Here is a 15,680-nt window from a genome sequence, read left to right as displayed (position 1 = left end):
ATGACCACCGCCCACAAGCCCGCTGCCCGCCACTGGTGTCCCGATCTGCCGGTGCGACACTGGGCGCGCCAGTACGACCGCGACACGCTGCTGCGCGACGCGCTCGCTGCGGCCATCGTCACGCTGATGCTGATTCCGCAGAGCCTGGCCTATGCGCAGCTGGCCGGGCTGCCGCCCGAGGTGGGCTTGTACGCGAGCGTGGCGCCACTGGTCATCTACGCGCTGCTGGGCACCAGCCGCGTGCTGGCCGTGGGGCCGGTGGCGGTGGTCTCGCTGATGACGGCCGCGGCCGTGGGCGAGCACGCGGCCGCGGGCACCGGCCACTACATCGCCGTGGCGATCACGCTGGCGTTCCTGTCGGGGCTGATCCTGCTGGCCATGGGCTTGCTGCGCTTGGGTTTTCTCGCCAACTTCCTGAGCCACCCGGTCATCGCCGGCTTCATCACCGCCTCGGGCATCCTGATTGCCGCGAGCCAGCTCAAGACGCTGCTCGGCGTGTCGGCCGGCGGGCATACGCTGATCGAGATGGTCTCGGCGCTGTGGGCGCAGCGCGGCGCGGTCAACGGGCTCACGCTGGGCGTCGGCCTGTCAAGCCTGGCTTTCCTGTTCTGGGTGCGGCGCGGTCTGCAGCCGCTGCTGCGCCGCCTGGGTGTGCCGCCACGCGCGGCCGAATTGGGCGCCAAGGCCGGGCCGGTGGCTGCCATCGTGGCAGCCACCGTGTTCGCCTGGGCCATCGACGCCGGCACCCACGGCGTGAAGCTGGTGGGCGCGGTCCCGCAAGGGCTGCCACCGCTCACCCAGCCGCTGTGGGACATGGCGCTGCTGCAGTCACTGCTGGTGCCCGCGCTGCTCATCAGCGTGGTCGGCTTCGTCGAATCGGTGTCGGTCGGCCAGACGCTCGCGGCCAAGCGCCGCCAGCGCATCGAACCCGACCAGGAGCTCGTGGCGCTGGGCGGCAGCAACCTCGGCGCCGCCTTCACCGGGGGCTTTCCGGTCACCGGCGGTTTCGCGCGCTCGGTGGTGAACTTCGACGCCGGCGCGCAGACGCCCGCGGCCGGTGTCTACACGGCGGCGGGCATCCTGCTGGCCTCGCTGCTGCTCACGCCCGCCCTGTTTTACTTGCCACAGGCCACGCTGGCCGCCACCATCGTGGTGGCCGTGCTCGCGCTGGTGGACTTCGGCATCCTGCGCCGCACCTGGGTCTATGCCAAGGCCGACTTCATCGCCGTGCTGGCCACGCTGTTGGTCACGCTCGCGGCGGGCGTGGAAAGCGGCCTGGTGGCCGGCGTGGGCCTGTCACTGGTGCTGCACCTGTGGCGCACCAGCCAGCCGCACATCGCCGAGGTGGGCCAGGTGCCGGGCACCGAGCACTACCGCAACGTGCTGCGGCACCAGGTCATCACGCAGCTCGACGTGCTGGCGCTGCGCATGGACGAAAGTCTGTACTTCGCCAACGCCCGCGCGCTGGAGGACCGCATCAACGCGGCTGTGGCCGCGCGCCCTGCCCTGCGCCACGTCGTGCTGCAATGTTCGGCCATCAACGACATCGACGCCAGTGCGCTCGACAGCCTGGAAGCCATCAACGAGCGCCTGCGCGACGCCGGTCTTCAGTTGCATTTGTCCGAGGTGAAGGGCCCGGTGATGGACAAGCTGCAGCGCAGCGACTTCCTGCAACGCCTGAGCGGGCGCGTGTTCCTCACGCACCACCAGGCGGCACAGGCGCTCGCCTGAGCCTCACTTCATCGCGTTCGGAAAGAACAACTGCTCGCCACCGATCTTGTGGCTGGCGATGGCGGCCTGGCCGGCGGCGCCGGTGATCCAGTCCACGAAGCGCTGGCCCTCGACCGTTTTCACCTGCGGGTGCCTGGCCGCGCTCACCAGCATCACGCCGTACTGGTTGAACAGGCGCCGGTCACCCTCGACGAGCACCACCAGGTCACCGCGGTTCCTGAAGTTGAGCCAGGTGCCGCGGTCGGTGAGCGCATAGGCGCCGCTGCCGGAGGCGATGTTGAGCGCCGGGCCCATGCCGCAGCCACATTCCCGGTAACCGCTGCCCTTGTTGGCATCGGTGGCGGTCATTTTCCAGAAGCGCAACTCGGCCGCGTGCGTGCCACTTTTGTCGCCGCGCGAGATGAAGGGCGCGTTGGACGCGGCCACCTTCTGCAGGGCGGCCACCACGTCCTTGCCAGCGGTGCGGGCCGGGTCGCTCCTTGGGCCGACGAGCACGAAGTCGTTGTACATGACCTCCTGGCGCCTGGCCGAGAAACCGTCGGCGACGAACTTTTCTTCGGCCACCTTGTCGTGCACGAACAGCACGTCGGCATCACCGCGGCGCGCCATGTCGATGGCTTGGCCGGTGCCCAGGGCCACCACCTTCACGTCGATGCCCGTGGCCTGCTTGAACAACGGCAGGATGTGGCCGAACAGGCCCGACTGCTCGGTGGACGTGGTGGACGCGACGACGATGCTTTGCGCGAGCGCGGCACCGCCGATGAGCAGACCGGCAGACAGGGCGACGAGGGTGCGAACGGCTTTCACCAGCTTTCTCCTTGAACAAACAGATGGGCGTGCGGGCATAAGGCCTGCAACAGATCGGCGTTGAAAAAATCGTCCACGGGCAGGTCCGCCAGCACCCGACCCTGCTCGAGGTAGATCACGCGGCTGGCCAGGCGCTTGACCTGGCCGAGGTTGTGGCTGGCGAACACCAGCGTGGTGGGGCGCACGCCCGCGCGCGTGGCGGTGAACTCGGCAATCAGTTCCTCGACCTCGCGCTTGGCGTGCGGGTCCAGGCTCGCGGTCGGCTCGTCGAGCAGCCAGATGTCGGGCTTGAGTGCCCAGGCGCGCGCCAACGCCAGGCGCTGCTGCTGCCCGCCCGAGAGCGCGCGGCCGTTGCGCTGCGCGATATCGCCCAGGCCCACGCGGGCCAGCGCCTCGTGCGCGCGGGCGCGCGCCTCGGCCCACGGCACACCCTTGAGCCACAGGCCCAGTGTCACGTTGTGCAGCGCGCGCACACGCAGCATGTGCGGGCGCTGGAACAGCATGGCCATACGCGGCGCGGCCGGGCGCAGGCAATGGCCGGCGGCCAGCGGCAGCAGGCCGTGCAGGGCGCGCAGCAACGTGCTCTTGCCGCTGCCGTTGGCGCCGATGAGGGCGACGCGCTCACCCTCGACGATGCGCAGGTTCACGTCGTCGAGCGCGGGCGCGCGCGGTGGCGGGCCCAGGCGCACCTGCAGGCCGCGCAGTTCGAAACAGGTTGTGGGCACCAAGGCCTTGACCACCGGCAGGCTGGTCACGCTGCAGCTCCCACGGGCATCAAGCCGTCGGCGCGTTCGCGCCAGCGCCGCACCAGCGACACCAGCGCGTTGAGCAGCAGCACCACGGCCAGCAGCACCACCCCAAGCCCTAGCGCCAACGGCAGGTCACCCTTGCTGGTTTCCAGCGCGATGGCGGTGGTCATCACGCGCGTGAAGCCGTCGATGTTGCCGCCCACGATCATCACGGTGCCGACTTCGGAGATGGCACGGCCGAAGGCGGTGATGAAGATGGTGAGCAGCGCGTAACGCTCGTCCCAGGCCAGCAGCAGGCTGCGCATCAGCGTGCCGGCGCCCAGGGAGCGAAGTTGCTCGCCGTGGCCGAGGTCGGCGTCTTCCACCACCTGGCGCACCAGCGCCGTCACCAGCGGCAGCACGAGCAGCGTCTGCGCCACGACCATGGCGGGCACGCTGAACAACCAGCCCAGAAAGCCCAGCGGCCCCGAGCGCGACAGCAGCAGGTACACCACCAGACCCACCACCACCGCGGGCACCGCCAGCGCGGTGTTGAGCAGCGTGAGTACCGCACCGCGACCCTTGAAGCGCGCGGCGGCCAGCCAGGCACCAGCGAGCAAGCCCACCGCATACGCAATGGCGGCGGCCAGCACGCTGACCAGCAGCGAACGCCACACGATGGACCACAGGCCGGCATCGCCGGAGAAGACAAGGCCGATGGCCACGCCGACGCTGTCGGAAAAGGTACTCATAGCGACCGGAAGCTTAGCCATGCCCGGCCACGTGCGCCCTACGTGTTCACGCGGTATGCACCGGCTTGCATAAGGTCCTTGAGGCACACTCGCCGCCATGCGACGCATCGAGCTGGCCTACCACCTGAGCACACAGGACCACGCCGCCACACCGGGAGGATCGCCCCTGCGCAACCCCATGATGGACGTGTTGCAGGCCATCAAGAACAGCGGATCGATCTCGGCCGCGGCACGCGAACTGGGGTTTTCCTACCGCCATATCTGGGGCCAGCTCAAGGACTGGGAAACCGAACTCGGGCAGGGGCTGATCTTCTGGGAGCGCGGCCAGGCCGCCCGCCTCACGCCCTTCGGTGAGAAGCTGCTCGCGGCCGAGCGCCTGGCCCAGGCCCGCCTGGGCCCGCAACTGGAGAGCCTGCGCGTGGAGCTGGAACGCGCGTTCGCCCAGGTGCTGGCGCCCGAGGACGACGCCCAGGCCGTGCCCACGCTGCGCCTGTACGCCAGCCACGACCACGCGCTCACCGAACTGGTGAGCCACGCCGCGCAACCCGACAGCGGCAAACCGCTGCACCTGGATGTGCATTTCTGCGGCAGCGTGGATGCGATCCGCGCGCTCAACGAGGGCCGATGCAACATCGCAGGCTTTCACGCTCAACCCTTTGCCGGCGCCGGCACCGCAACAGCGCGCACCTACCGGCCGCTGCTCAAGCCAGGCCAGCACAAGATCATCGGCTTCGCACGGCGCACGCAGGGCTTGATCGTGGCACCGGGCAATCCCCTGCGCCTGCGCGACATCCAGGACGTGGCGCGCCTGCAGGCGCGCTTCGTCAACCGCGCGCTGGGCACCGGCACACGGCTCTTGCTCGACGAATTGCTGGCACGCGCCGGGTTGCTGCCACTTGACATCGATGGCTACGACCAGATCGAACGCTCGCACGCCTCGGTCGCACTCGCCGTGGCCGGGGGCACGGCCGACGTCGGCCTGGGCACCGAGTACGCCGCGCGCAGCGCGCGGCTCGATTTCGTGCCCCTCACCGACGAGCGCTATTTGCTGGTGGGGCTGAAATCCACGCTGGATGACCCGCCGACCCAGCGCCTGCTGCACTGCCTGCGCAGCCGCGCCTGGCAGCAGCGCATGGCGGCACTGCCCGGCTACCAGCCCGACCACTGCGGCGAGGTGGCGGCGATGAAGCGGCTGCTGCCCTGGTGGGGTTGAGCCGCCTCCCTGCGGTCGATCAGATCAACCCGATGCTGCGCGCCGCAGCCTCCAGGCCCTTGTAGTTTTCGGGCTTGGTCTCGATGTAGCGTGTGGCACGGTTGAGGCGCAGGATCTCGGCCTGCTCGGGCACTGCAGGCGACAGGCCAATCAGCGCGGCCTTGATCCTGTCCTGCAAGGCCTTCGGCATGTCGGCGTGCACCGACCAGTTGTAGTTGAAATAGCCGGGCGACGTGTAGAACACATCGACGGCCTTGGTGTCGACCCTGTTCTCGTTCACGAACTTGCGCCAGACGGTGATGTCGAGTGCCGCCGCATCGACCTTGCCACTGACCACTGAGGCGATGGTGGCGTCGTGGGCGCCGCTGTAGGCAATGCGCGCAAAGTCCTTCTCGGGGTTGATGCCAGCTTGCAGCAGGAAGCTGCGCGGCATGGCATGACCCGACGTGCTGCTCTGCGAGCCGAAGGACACCTGCTTGCCCTTCATGTCGGCGAGGGTCTTGATGCCCGAGTCGGTCTTGGCGATGAACACCGACTGGAACTTCGTGTCCTCCTCGCGCTGGGCGAGCGGCACGATCTTGCCGCCCGAGCGCAGGTTGGCCTGCACGTGCGTGAAGCCACCGAACCACACCAGGTCAACCTTCTTGTTCACCAGCGCCTCCACCGCGGCCGGGTAGTCGTTCACGGGCGTGAACTCCACCTTCATGCCGAGCTGTTTCTCGAGGTAGGACGCAAGCGGCGTGAACTTGCGCACCTGCTCGGTGGCGGCCTCTTCGGGGATGGTGGTCACGCGGAGCACCGCCTGCGCGTGGGCAGCGGCGGCGATCAGGCTGGTGGCGATCAGCAGGGCGCCGCGAAGGCGATGGAGAACGGTTTTCATGGTTGGTTTCCTGACAAAGGAAGGAAGGTCTCGGAGAAAAGGGCGCAGCCTTGCACAAAGGGAAGGCGGCATGCCCGGGGTGAAAAGGGCCGACAGGATATACGGCTCGGCGCCGCGTTGCCTCAGCCCAGCCGGCGCGCGATCTCGGCCATCAGCGCGCGCGCCAGAGAGAGTTTGTCGGCGCGCGGCAGTTCGCTCGCACCGTTCGCGTCCACCAGCAGCAGCGCGTTGTGGTCGCGGCCGAAGGTGTCGGGGCCAATGTTGCCCACCAGCAGCGGCACGCCCTTGCGCGCGCGCTTGGCCTGGGCGTGGGCCAGCAGATCGTGGCTCTCGGCGGCGAAGCCCACGCAATACAGCGCGCCGCTCTTCGCACGCGCGCTGGCGGCCACGCCGGCCAGGATGTCGGGGTTCTCGACGAAGGCCAGCGCGGGCACGGCGCCACTGCCGTCCTTCTTGATCTTCTGGTCGGCGGCACTGGCGGGCCGCCAGTCCGCCACGGCAGCAGCGGCAATGAAGACGTCGGCTGCATCGGCGCTGGCCTGCACGGCGCGCTGCATGTCGGCGGCGGACTCGACGTCCACGCGTTGCACGCCGCGCGGCGTGGGCAAGGCCACCGGCCCGGCCACCAGCGTGACCTGGGCGCCCGCTTCGCGCGCGGCGCGCGCGATGGCAAAGCCCATCTTGCCGCTGCTGCGGTTGGTGATGCCGCGCACCGGGTCGATGGCCTCGAAGGTGGGGCCGGCGGTGATGAGCACGTGCTTGCCGGCCAGCCGCTTGGGCTGGAAATGTGCGATCAGCTCTTCCAGCAACTCGTCAGGTTCGAGCATGCGGCCATCGCCCGTCTCGCCGCAGGCCTGGTCGCCCGAGCCCACGCCCAGCACCACGGTGCCGTCGGCACGCAGTTGCGCGAGGTTGCGCTGCGTGGCCGGGTGGGCGTACATCTCGCGGTTCATGGCAGGCGCCACGATCAGGGGCACGCGCTCGATCGGGCGCGCCAGGCAGAGCAGCGAGAGCAGGTCGTCGGCGCGGCCGTGCAGCAGCTTGGCCAGGAAGTCGGCGCTGGCCGGCGCGATGACGATGGCGTCGGCCTCGCGGCTGAGGTTGATGTGGGGCATGTTGTTGCCCTCGCGCGCGTCCCATTGCGAGGTGTAGACCGGCCGGCCGGAGAGCGCCTGCATCGTCACCGGGGTGATGAAGTGCTCGGCCGCGTCGGTCATGACCACCTGCACCGTGGCGCCGGCCTTCACCAGGCCGCGGCAGAACTCGGCCGCCTTGTAGGCCGCCACCCCGCCGCTCAGGCCCAGGACGATGTGTTTTCCCGCGAGATCGCTCATGGAGGCGCAATGTAGCAGTGCCCCGCCAGAAGCCCCAGCGGCCCCGGGCGCCGGGGGTGGGCCACCTATAATTGGAATTTCCCACCTGAGCGTGCCCGCGGGCGCGCCCGAGTCATGACCAAATACGTGTTCGTCACCGGCGGTGTGGTGTCCTCCCTGGGCAAGGGCATTGCTTCTGCGTCTCTTGCCGCGCTGCTCGAATCGCGCGGCCTCAAAGTCACCCTCATCAAGCTCGACCCGTACATCAACGTGGATCCGGGCACCATGTCGCCGTTCCAGCACGGCGAGGTGTTCGTCACCGATGACGGCGCCGAGACCGATCTCGACCTGGGCCACTACGAGCGCTTCATCGAAACGCGGATGAAGAAGTCCAACAACTTCACCACCGGCAAGATCTACCAGTCGGTGCTGGAGAAGGAACGCCGCGGCGACTACCTCGGCAAGACGGTGCAGGTCATTCCGCACGTCACCAACGAGATCCAGGAATTCATCCGCAAGGGGTCGGGCGAGGGCACGGCCGATGCCGTGGACGTGGCCATCGTCGAGATCGGCGGCACCGTGGGCGACATCGAGTCCCTGCCGTTCCTGGAGGCCGTGCGCCAGATGAGCCTGCGTATGGGCCCCAACCACTCGGCCTTCGTGCACCTGAGCTACGTGCCCTGGATCGCCGCCGCCGGCGAGCTCAAGACCAAGCCCACCCAGCACACCGCGCAGAAGCTGCGCGAGATCGGCATTCAGGCCGATGCGCTGCTGTGCCGCGCCGACCGCCGCATCCCCGACGAAGAGCGCGCCAAGATCAGCCTGTTCAGCAACGTGCCCGAGTGGGGCGTGATCAGCATGTGGGACGTCGACACCATCTACAAGGTGCCGCGCATCCTGCACGAGCAGGGCCTGGACGGCCTGATCTGCGACAAGCTGCGCCTGAACACGCCGCCGGCCAACCTCAAGCGCTGGGACGACCTGGTGTACGCGGTGGAGCACCCCAAGGCCACGGTGCACATCGCCATGGTCGGCAAGTACGTCGACCTGTCCGACAGCTACAAGTCGCTCAACGAGGCGCTGCGCCACGCCGGCCTGAAGAACCAGGCCAAGGTCGCCATCGACTACATCGACTCCGAGACCATCACGCCGGCCAACGTGGCGCAGATCCTCGGCCGATTCGACGCCATCCTGGTGCCCGGCGGCTTCGGCAAGCGCGGCACCGAGGGCAAGATCTGCGCGGCGCGCTACGCCCGCGAGAACAAGGTGCCGTACCTCGGCATCTGCCTGGGCATGCAGGTCGCAACCATCGAATACGCGCGTCACGTGGCCGGCCTGAAGGACGCCAACAGCACCGAGTTCGAGCCCGACACCCCGCACCCGGTGATCGCGCTGATCACCGAGTGGAAGGACAAGGACGGCACCATCCAGCAGCGCGACGCCAACTCCGACCTCGGCGGCACCATGCGCCTGGGCGCGCAAAGCTCCGACGTCACCAAGGGCACGCTGGCGCACAGCATCTATGGCGACGTGGTGACCGAGCGCCACCGCCACCGCTACGAGGCCAATGTCAACTACCTCGACACACTGCGCAAGGCAGGCCTGGTGATCTCCGCGCTCACGCAGCGCGAGCAGCTCACCGAGATCGTCGAGTTGCCGCAGGCGGTGCACCCCTGGTACGTGGGCGTGCAGTTCCATCCGGAATTCAAATCCACCCCCTGGGCCGGCCACCCGCTGTTCAATGCCTACGTGAAGGCCGCGCTGACCCACCAGGCGCAGCGCCAGCCCGCCAAGGCCGTTGCTTGAGGACACACAGCATGAAGCTCTGCGGATTCGACGTCGGCCTGGACAAGCCCTTCTTCCTGATCGCCGGCCCCTGCGTCATCGAGTCCGAGCAACTGCAGCTCGACGTCGCTGGCCGCCTGAAGGAAATCACCGCCTCGCTGGGCATCCACTTCATCTTCAAGAGCAGCTTTGACAAGGCCAACCGCAGCAGCGGCAAGAGCTTTCGCGGCCCGGGCCGCGAGGCCGGCCTGGCGGTGCTGGCCAAGGTGCGCTCACAACTCGGCGTGCCGGTGATCACCGACGTGCACAGCGAGGACGACATCGCCCCCGCCGCCGCCGTGTGCGACGTGCTGCAGACGCCCGCCTTCCTGTGCCGTCAGACCGATTTCATCCGCGCCGTGGCGCAAAGCGGCAAGCCGGTGAACATCAAGAAGGGCCAGTTCCTTGCGCCGCACGACATGAAGAACGTGATCGACAAAGCGCGCGACGCCGCGCGCGACGCCGGCCTGCCCGAAGACAGCTTCCTGGCCTGCGAGCGCGGCGTGAGCTTCGGCTACAACAACCTCGTCTCCGACATGCGCGCGCTGGCCATCATGCGCGAGACCGGCGCCCCGGTGGTGTTCGACGCCACCCACAGCGTGCAACTGCCCGGCGGCCAGGGCACCAGCAGCGGCGGCCAGCGCGAGTTCGTGCCGGTATTGGCGCGCGCGGCGGTGGCCGTGGGCGTGTCGGGCCTGTTCATGGAAACCCACCCCGACCCGGCCAAGGCTCTCTCCGACGGGCCCAACGCCGTGCCGCTCAAGCACATGCCCGCCCTGCTCGAAACCCTGCTCGCGCTGGACGCCGTGACCAAGAAGAACGGCTACCTCGAGGACCGGTTCAACGCATGAATGCCGCCGAGCTGCCATCCGACGACACCATCAAGGCCGCTGTGGCTGCGGTGGTGCCCTCGGCTACCGCCGTGTGGCTGTTTGGCAGTGCGGCCAAGGGGCAATGGCACATCGGCAGTGATCTGGATCTCGCTGTGCAGACGCCAGGGCCCTGGTCATCGGCCGAGCGCTTCGATGCGGCCCAGGTGCTCAGCCAGCGCCTGGGGCTCGACGTCGACCTGCTCGACTTCCAGCGTCTGGACACCGTGATGCAGGTCCAGATTCTCGATACCGGTCGCCTGCTGATCGCACGCGACCCGGTGGCGCTGCTCCAATACGCAGGTTTTCTGCACACGGAGTACCAGCACATGCAGCGCTGGCGCCAGCCCATGATGCGCGCACTGGCCGACCGCCTGGTGGCCCGCGGAGGCACAACATGAACAGCAAGCAGGTGCTGGCCGACGCGATTGCACAGAAGGCGGTGCGGCTGGAGCGCTGCGTGGCGCGCGCCCGTGAGGAATTGAACGCCTCCACCGACTTCCGCCATGACCACACCCGCCAGGACGCAGCGATTCTCAATGTGCAACGCGCCTGCGAACTGGCGATCGACATGGGAAACATGGTCATCGCACACGAAGCCTGGGGACTGCCGCAAGGAGCACGCGAGATGTTTGCGATCCTGGCCCGGCAGGGCCTGATCGACGACGCCATGTCGACCGGACTGCAGAACATGGTGGGCTTTCGCAATGTCGCCGTGCACGAATACGATGTGCTGGACCTGGGCATTGCCGAACGCGTGATCCGCCACGAGCTCGATGCCCTGCTGCGCTTTGCCGGCCTGCTGATGCAGCGCTGTTTGAACAACCGTTGATTCTTTCTTTGACCCTGAGGACCTGAGATTCATGAGTGCCATCGTTGATATCGTCGGCCGCGAAGTGCTGGACAGCCGCGGCAACCCCACCGTCGAATGCGACGTGCTGCTGGAGAGCGGCGTGATGGGCCGCGCGGCCGTGCCCTCGGGCGCGTCCACCGGCTCGCGCGAAGCCATCGAACTGCGCGACGGCGACAAGAGCCGCTACCTGGGCAAGGGCGTGCTTAAGGCGGTGGAGCACATCAACACCGAGATCAGCGAGGCCGTGCTGGGCCTCGATGCCTCCGAGCAGGCCTTCCTGGACAAGACCCTGATCGACCTGGACGGCACCGAGAACAAGAGCCGCCTGGGTGCCAACGCCATGCTGGCCGTGTCGATGGCCGTGGCGCGCGCCGCGGCCGAAGAGGCCGGCCTGCCGCTTTACCGCTACTTCGGCGGCATGAGCGCGGTGCAGATGCCGGTGCCGATGATGAACGTCATCAACGGTGGCGCGCACGCCAACAACAACCTCGACCTGCAGGAATTGATGATCATTCCCGTGGGCGCGCCGAACTTCCGCGAGGCGGTGCGCTGGGGCGCCGAGGTGTTCCACGCGCTCAAGAAGATCATTCACGACAAAGGCATGAGCGTGGCCGTGGGCGACGAGGGCGGCTTCGCCCCGAACGTGGCCAGCCATGAGGCCGCGCTGCAGATGCTGCTCGACGCCATCGCCGCCGCCGGTTACACGGCCGGTGAGCAGATCGCGCTCGGCCTGGATTGCGCCGCCAGCGAGTTCTACAAAGACGGCAAGTACCACCTGGAAGGCGAAGGCCTGGTACTGACCGCACAGGAGTGGACCAACGTGCTGGCCACCTGGTGCGACAAGTACCCGATCGTCAGCATCGAGGACGGCATGGCCGAGGGCGACTGGGAAGGCTGGAAGCACCTCACCGAGCGCCTGGGCAAGCAGGTGCAACTGGTGGGCGACGACCTGTTCGTCACCAACACCAAGATCCTGAAGGAAGGCATCGACAAGGGCGTGGCCAACTCGATCCTCATCAAGATCAACCAGATCGGCACCCTCACCGAGACCTTCGCCGCCATCGAGATGGCCAAGCGCGCGGGCTACACCGCCGTCATCAGCCACCGCAGCGGCGAGACGGAAGACAACACCATCGCCGACATCGCCGTGGGCACCAACGCGGGCCAGATCAAGACCGGCTCGCTCTCGCGCTCGGACCGCATGGCCAAGTACAACCAGCTGCTGCGCATCGAGGAAGACCTGGGTGACGTGGCCGTGTACCCCGGCCGCGACGCGTTCTACAACCTGCGCTGATTCATGGCGAATCGCCTGATCCCCGGCCTGCTCGTGGCACTGCTGCTGGTGCTGCACGCGCAGCTGTGGTTCGGGCGCGGAAGCGTGCCGCAGGTGGCGCAACTCGAGCGCGATCTCGCAGCGCAGCTCAAGGCCAACGCCGAGGCCCAGCAGCGCAACGACCAGGTGGCCAGCGAGCTGCGTGACCTGCAGGAAGGCCTGGAAATGGTCGAGGAGCTCGCCCGCCAGGACCTCGGCATGGTCAAGCCGAACGAAGTTTTCGTGCAGATCGCGCGCTGAGCGCGCGCACGCGGTCGCCATGCTCCGTGTTGCGCTGCTCGGCGGCGAGTCCAGCGGCAAGAGCACGCTGGCGCAGCAGTTGCACTCGGGCCTGAGCACGCAGGGCATCGACGTTCACACCGTGCCCGAGCACCTGCGCGAGTGGTGCGAGCGCGCCGGTCGTGCGCCCCATGCCCACGAGCAGGCGGCCATCGCCACCGAGCAAACCCGGCTCATCGAAGCCGCCCGCGCCGAGGTGGTGATTGCGGACACGACCGCACTGGTGGTGGCCGCCTACAGCGAGCTGTACTTCAAGGATCGCAGCCTGTGGCCCGCGGCCATCGCTGCGCAGCGCAGCATGGGGCTCACCTTGCTGATGGGCCTGGACCTGCCGTGGCGCAGCGACGGCTTCTTTCGCGACAGCCCGGCCGTGCGCGAAGCCACCGACGCGCTGCTGCGACGCGAACTGCAGGCAGCGGGCATCGGCTTTCAGACCATCTACGGCCAGGGAGCGCAGCGCCTGCACGCCGCGCTCGGCGCCATCGGCAATGCGCTGGGGCGCGATCTGTTGCCCGACGACCCGACGCTTCGAGAGGGCAACGCTCGCTGGCAGTGCGAGTCGTGCAGCGACCCGGATTGCGAGCACCGCCTGTTTCGCGCGCTGCTCGCGCGTCGCGACGCCCGATGACTCAGTGCTGCTGGGCGCTGCCCGGCGGCTGGTCCTTGGCCTGCAGGAAGATCTGCGCCGCGTCCACCGGGTCGAAACGGTAGCCGGCACCGCAGAAGTCGCAGCTCACCTGCACCTCGCCCTGCTCGGCCAGGATGGATTCGATTTCCTCGCGACCAAGCGAGCGCAGCATGTCACCCACACGCTCGCGTGAGCAGGTGCAGGCAAAGCGAGGGCCGCTGCTGCCTTGCAGGGGCTCGAAGCGGCGCACGTCTTCTTCCCAGAACAGGCGGCGAAGAATGGTCTCGGCGTCGAGTTCGAGCAGTTCCTCGCGCTTCAAGCTGCTGGCCAGGATGGCAATGCGGTTGTAGTCCTCGTTGCGGCCGATCTGATCCTCGTCTCGCTGCTGCGACTGCCCCGCGAGGTTGGCCTCGCCCTGCAGCGGCAGGCGCTGGATCAGCAAGCCCGCGGCCATGTGCTGGTTGGCAGCCAGCACCAGCTTGGTGTCCAGTTGCTCGCTCTGCAGCATGTAGTGCTCCAGAACGTCACTGATCTTCTCCAGCTTCTCGTGCCGGTCGCCGAACAGCGGCACCACCCCTTGGTAGGGCTGCTGGCCGGGCTGGCGGTCCTTGGGGTCGAGGGTGATCGCGCAGCGGCCCTGGTTGGTGACGTTGACCATGTGCGACAGCGGCGCCTCGTCGGCCACCTCGCCCGTGACGGTCGCGGTGGCCCGCAGGCGCAGGTCGGGCTGCACCTCGGCCACGGCGAGCTTCACCGGTCCATCGCCCTGGATCTGCATCACCAGCGCACCGTTGAACTTGATGTTGGCCTGCATCAACGCGGCCGCGGCCGTCATCTCGCCGAGCAGTTCGGTCACGGCCGCGGGGTAGCCGCCGGCCTGCGCACGCCGCTGCAGGATCTCCTGCCAGGCATCGGTGATGCGCACCAGCATGCCGCGCACGGGCAGGCCTTCAAACACGAATTTGTGAAGCTCGGACACTTGTTTCCTTCGACCAAAACCGGGCAGATGACGTTCAGCCCAGCTTTTTCAAGCCCTTGCGGTAGCGCTGGGCGTTCTCGACGTAGTGGGCCGCGCTGCGGCGCAAACCTTCGATCTGCTCGGGGGTGAGCTGGCGCACCACCCGGGCCGGGCTGCCCAGGATCATCGAGCCGTCAGGGAATTCCTTGCCCTCGGTCACCAGCGAACGCGCGCCCACCAGGCAGTGCTTGCCGATTTTCGCGCCGTTGAGCACGGTGGCACCGATGCCGATGAGCGATTCGTCGCCGATGGTGCAGCCGTGCAGCATCACTTGGTGGCCGATGGTGACGCGCTCACCCACCACCAGCGGAAAGCCGTAGTCCGCGTGCATCACGGTGCCGTCCTGCACGTTGCTGCCCTTGCCCACGGTGATGGTCTCGGTGTCGCCCCGCAGCACGGCACCGAACCACACGCTGGTTTCCTCGTGCAGCTGCACATTGCCCATCACCTGCGCGCTGTCGGCCACCCAGGCCGATTCGGCCATCTGCGGCGCCACGCCATCGAGTTCGTACACAGCCATGCGGGGTCTCCTGTCGGGTTCTTCGGAAAGGGCGAAAACCTAGAATTGTAGGGATGCCCCCCACCCCATCGCTGCGCGCCGAGGCATTGGCCACACTGTGCTCGGCCGAACCCACCGCCAAGGTGGAACGCACGCACGCCCTGTGGACGCGCTGGCGCGCGCTCGGCACCGACGACGCATCCGCCTGGGACCGCGAACGCACGCTCACGCCCGATCCGACCACGCCGCTGCCCGGCCGCCCGCCCCGGCCCGAGCTGGTGGCTCCGCAGCAGGTGGCGCAACGCTCGCCCTTCAGGCGCGAGGGCCTGGCCGCGCTGCTGCACGCCATCGCGCACATCGAGTTCAACGCCATCAATCTCGCGCTCGACGCGCTGTGGCGCTTCCCAGGCATGCCGCTGGATTTCTACCGCCAGTGGCTGCAGGTGGCCCAGGAGGAGGCCATGCACTTCGGCCTGCTGCGCGAGCACCTGGCCACGCTCGGCCACGCCTACGGCGACTTCCCGGCACACAACGGCCTGTGGGAGATGTGCGTGAAGACGCAGCACGACATCACCGCGCGCATGGCGCTGGTACCGCGCACGCTGGAGGCGCGCGGACTCGACGCCACACCATTGATCCAGGCCCGCCTGAAGCAGGTGAACACGCCCGAGGCACGGCGCGCGATCGAGATCCTGGACGTGATCCTGCGCGACGAGATCGGCCACGTGGCCGTGGGCAACCGCTGGTATGCGTGGTTGTGTGCGCAACAGGGGTTGGAGCCCGTGGCGCACTACCGCCACCTCGCCCGGCTGCATGCAGCGCCGCGGCTGCGCGGGCCGTTCAATGTGAACGCACGGCGCAGGGCGGGCTTCAGTGATCAGGAGATCGCGGCTTTGTCGGCGCCTGAGTGAGGCCCCTTTGCAAGCCTCGATCACCATGCCATGGCGCCCGGG

The 15,680-nt window shown here is 68.1% G+C and carries 17 protein-coding genes; 10 read left to right on the top strand and 7 right to left on the bottom strand.

What is annotated here, in order from left to right:
* Positions 1 to 1,731: a SulP family inorganic anion transporter gene (locus M3149_RS18655; protein WP_251710994.1), complete on the top strand. Its 1,731-nt coding sequence runs from the start codon at positions 1 to 3 to the stop codon at positions 1,729 to 1,731.
* 3 nt (positions 1,732 to 1,734) lie between these two features.
* On the opposite strand, the gene M3149_RS18650 is transcribed toward M3149_RS18655, so the two are convergent.
* The 3 genes from M3149_RS18650 to M3149_RS18640 are packed head-to-tail and all read right to left on the bottom strand — an operon-like array spanning position 1,735 to position 4,018.
* Positions 1,735 to 2,577: a substrate-binding domain-containing protein gene (locus tag M3149_RS18650; RefSeq protein ID WP_285887279.1), complete on the bottom strand. Its 843-nt coding sequence runs from the start codon at positions 2,575 to 2,577 to the stop codon at positions 1,735 to 1,737.
* On the bottom strand, positions 2,535 to 3,293 hold the full coding sequence (locus M3149_RS18645; RefSeq protein ID WP_435370763.1) for an ATP-binding cassette domain-containing protein: 759 nt from the start codon (positions 3,291 to 3,293) through the stop codon (positions 2,535 to 2,537). Before M3149_RS18645 ends, M3149_RS18650 begins: the two co-directional genes overlap by 43 nt.
* Positions 3,290 to 4,018, bottom strand: a complete 729-nt coding sequence (locus M3149_RS18640) for an ABC transporter permease (protein WP_251710992.1) — start codon at positions 4,016 to 4,018, stop codon at positions 3,290 to 3,292. Before M3149_RS18640 ends, M3149_RS18645 begins: the two co-directional genes overlap by 4 nt.
* 97 nt (positions 4,019 to 4,115) lie before the next feature.
* On the opposite strand from M3149_RS18640, the gene M3149_RS18635 reads away from it, so the two are divergent.
* A complete protein-coding gene (locus M3149_RS18635) occupies positions 4,116 to 5,231 on the top strand; it encodes a substrate-binding domain-containing protein (protein WP_251710991.1) in 1,116 nt (371 codons plus the stop codon).
* Positions 5,232 to 5,250: 19 nt separating this feature from the next.
* Here the strand turns inward: M3149_RS18635 and M3149_RS18630 are convergent, their stop codons facing one another.
* Entirely contained in the window at positions 5,251 to 6,111 is an 861-nt protein-coding gene (locus M3149_RS18630; protein WP_251710990.1) for a putative selenate ABC transporter substrate-binding protein, read from the bottom strand.
* A 122-nt stretch (positions 6,112 to 6,233) separates the two neighbouring features.
* Complete coding sequence (coaBC, locus tag M3149_RS18625; RefSeq protein WP_251710989.1) at positions 6,234 to 7,445, bottom strand: bifunctional phosphopantothenoylcysteine decarboxylase/phosphopantothenate--cysteine ligase CoaBC; 1,212 nt, start codon at positions 7,443 to 7,445, stop codon at positions 6,234 to 6,236.
* 114 nt (positions 7,446 to 7,559) lie between these two features.
* On the opposite strand from coaBC, the gene M3149_RS18620 reads away from it, so the two are divergent.
* From M3149_RS18620 to M3149_RS18590, 7 genes are read left to right on the top strand one after another with little or no spacing between them, the layout of a single operon-like run.
* Entirely contained in the window at positions 7,560 to 9,230 is a 1,671-nt protein-coding gene (locus M3149_RS18620; RefSeq protein WP_251710988.1) for a CTP synthase, read from the top strand.
* Positions 9,231 to 9,241: 11 nt separating this feature from the next.
* Positions 9,242 to 10,099, top strand: coding sequence for a 3-deoxy-8-phosphooctulonate synthase (kdsA, locus tag M3149_RS18615; RefSeq protein ID WP_251710987.1), 858 nt, complete (start codon positions 9,242 to 9,244; stop codon positions 10,097 to 10,099).
* Positions 10,096 to 10,518 (top strand): type VII toxin-antitoxin system MntA family adenylyltransferase antitoxin, encoded by a 423-nt coding sequence (mntA, locus tag M3149_RS18610; protein WP_251710986.1) that lies wholly within the window; start codon positions 10,096 to 10,098, stop codon positions 10,516 to 10,518. Before kdsA ends, mntA begins: the two co-directional genes overlap by 4 nt.
* Positions 10,515 to 10,949, top strand: coding sequence for a type VII toxin-antitoxin system HepT family RNase toxin (gene hepT / locus M3149_RS18605; RefSeq protein WP_251710985.1), 435 nt, complete (start codon positions 10,515 to 10,517; stop codon positions 10,947 to 10,949). Before mntA ends, hepT begins: the two co-directional genes overlap by 4 nt.
* A 31-nt stretch (positions 10,950 to 10,980) precedes the next feature.
* Positions 10,981 to 12,264 (top strand): phosphopyruvate hydratase, encoded by a 1,284-nt coding sequence (gene eno / locus M3149_RS18600; RefSeq protein WP_251710984.1) that lies wholly within the window; start codon positions 10,981 to 10,983, stop codon positions 12,262 to 12,264.
* A 3-nt stretch (positions 12,265 to 12,267) separates the two neighbouring features.
* Positions 12,268 to 12,543, top strand: a complete 276-nt coding sequence (locus M3149_RS18595) for a septum formation initiator family protein (RefSeq protein ID WP_251710983.1) — start codon at positions 12,268 to 12,270, stop codon at positions 12,541 to 12,543.
* A gap of 19 nt (positions 12,544 to 12,562) precedes the next feature.
* On the top strand, positions 12,563 to 13,210 hold the full coding sequence (locus tag M3149_RS18590) for an AAA family ATPase (protein ID WP_251710982.1): 648 nt from the start codon (positions 12,563 to 12,565) through the stop codon (positions 13,208 to 13,210).
* A gap of 1 nt (position 13,211) precedes the next feature.
* Here the strand turns inward: M3149_RS18590 and M3149_RS18585 are convergent, their stop codons facing one another.
* Together M3149_RS18585 and M3149_RS18580 are read right to left on the bottom strand one after the other, a co-directional pair.
* Entirely contained in the window at positions 13,212 to 14,189 is a 978-nt protein-coding gene (locus tag M3149_RS18585) for an Hsp33 family molecular chaperone HslO (RefSeq protein WP_251710981.1), read from the bottom strand.
* 34 nt (positions 14,190 to 14,223) lie between these two features.
* Positions 14,224 to 14,748: a gamma carbonic anhydrase family protein gene (locus M3149_RS18580; protein WP_251710980.1), complete on the bottom strand. Its 525-nt coding sequence runs from the start codon at positions 14,746 to 14,748 to the stop codon at positions 14,224 to 14,226.
* A gap of 53 nt (positions 14,749 to 14,801) precedes the next feature.
* On the opposite strand from M3149_RS18580, the gene M3149_RS18575 reads away from it, so the two are divergent.
* Positions 14,802 to 15,638 carry a ferritin-like domain-containing protein gene (locus M3149_RS18575; RefSeq protein WP_251710979.1) on the top strand — a complete coding sequence of 279 codons (837 nt, stop codon included), beginning with the start codon at positions 14,802 to 14,804 and terminating at the stop codon, positions 15,636 to 15,638.
* Positions 15,639 to 15,680: the final 42 nt, after the last annotated feature.

Origin of the sequence: Hydrogenophaga intermedia (assembly GCF_023715105.1) — a bacterium.
Lineage (GTDB): Bacteria > Pseudomonadota > Gammaproteobacteria > Burkholderiales > Burkholderiaceae_C > Hydrogenophaga > Hydrogenophaga intermedia_A.
Note: the sequence above shows the minus strand (reverse complement) of the source record. Positions and strands in the feature narration are given on the sequence as shown.

Coding starts and splice junctions, on each gene's coding strand:
- M3149_RS18655 (WP_251710994.1), top strand. CDS start 1: ATGACCACCGCCCACAAGCCCGCTGCCCGCCACTGGTGTCCCGATCTG.
- M3149_RS18650 (WP_285887279.1), bottom strand. CDS start 2,577: ATGCCCGCACGCCCATCTGTTTGTTCAAGGAGAAAGCTGGTGAAAGCC.
- M3149_RS18640 (WP_251710992.1), bottom strand. CDS start 4,018: ATGAGTACCTTTTCCGACAGCGTCGGCGTGGCCATCGGCCTTGTCTTC.
- M3149_RS18635 (WP_251710991.1), top strand. CDS start 4,116: ATGCGACGCATCGAGCTGGCCTACCACCTGAGCACACAGGACCACGCC.
- M3149_RS18630 (WP_251710990.1), bottom strand. CDS start 6,111: ATGAAAACCGTTCTCCATCGCCTTCGCGGCGCCCTGCTGATCGCCACC.
- coaBC (WP_251710989.1), bottom strand. CDS start 7,445: ATGAGCGATCTCGCGGGAAAACACATCGTCCTGGGCCTGAGCGGCGGG.
- M3149_RS18620 (WP_251710988.1), top strand. CDS start 7,560: ATGACCAAATACGTGTTCGTCACCGGCGGTGTGGTGTCCTCCCTGGGC.
- kdsA (WP_251710987.1), top strand. CDS start 9,242: ATGAAGCTCTGCGGATTCGACGTCGGCCTGGACAAGCCCTTCTTCCTG.
- mntA (WP_251710986.1), top strand. CDS start 10,096: ATGAATGCCGCCGAGCTGCCATCCGACGACACCATCAAGGCCGCTGTG.
- hepT (WP_251710985.1), top strand. CDS start 10,515: ATGAACAGCAAGCAGGTGCTGGCCGACGCGATTGCACAGAAGGCGGTG.
- eno (WP_251710984.1), top strand. CDS start 10,981: ATGAGTGCCATCGTTGATATCGTCGGCCGCGAAGTGCTGGACAGCCGC.
- M3149_RS18595 (WP_251710983.1), top strand. CDS start 12,268: ATGGCGAATCGCCTGATCCCCGGCCTGCTCGTGGCACTGCTGCTGGTG.
- M3149_RS18590 (WP_251710982.1), top strand. CDS start 12,563: ATGCTCCGTGTTGCGCTGCTCGGCGGCGAGTCCAGCGGCAAGAGCACG.
- M3149_RS18580 (WP_251710980.1), bottom strand. CDS start 14,748: ATGGCTGTGTACGAACTCGATGGCGTGGCGCCGCAGATGGCCGAATCG.
- M3149_RS18575 (WP_251710979.1), top strand. CDS start 14,802: ATGCCCCCCACCCCATCGCTGCGCGCCGAGGCATTGGCCACACTGTGC.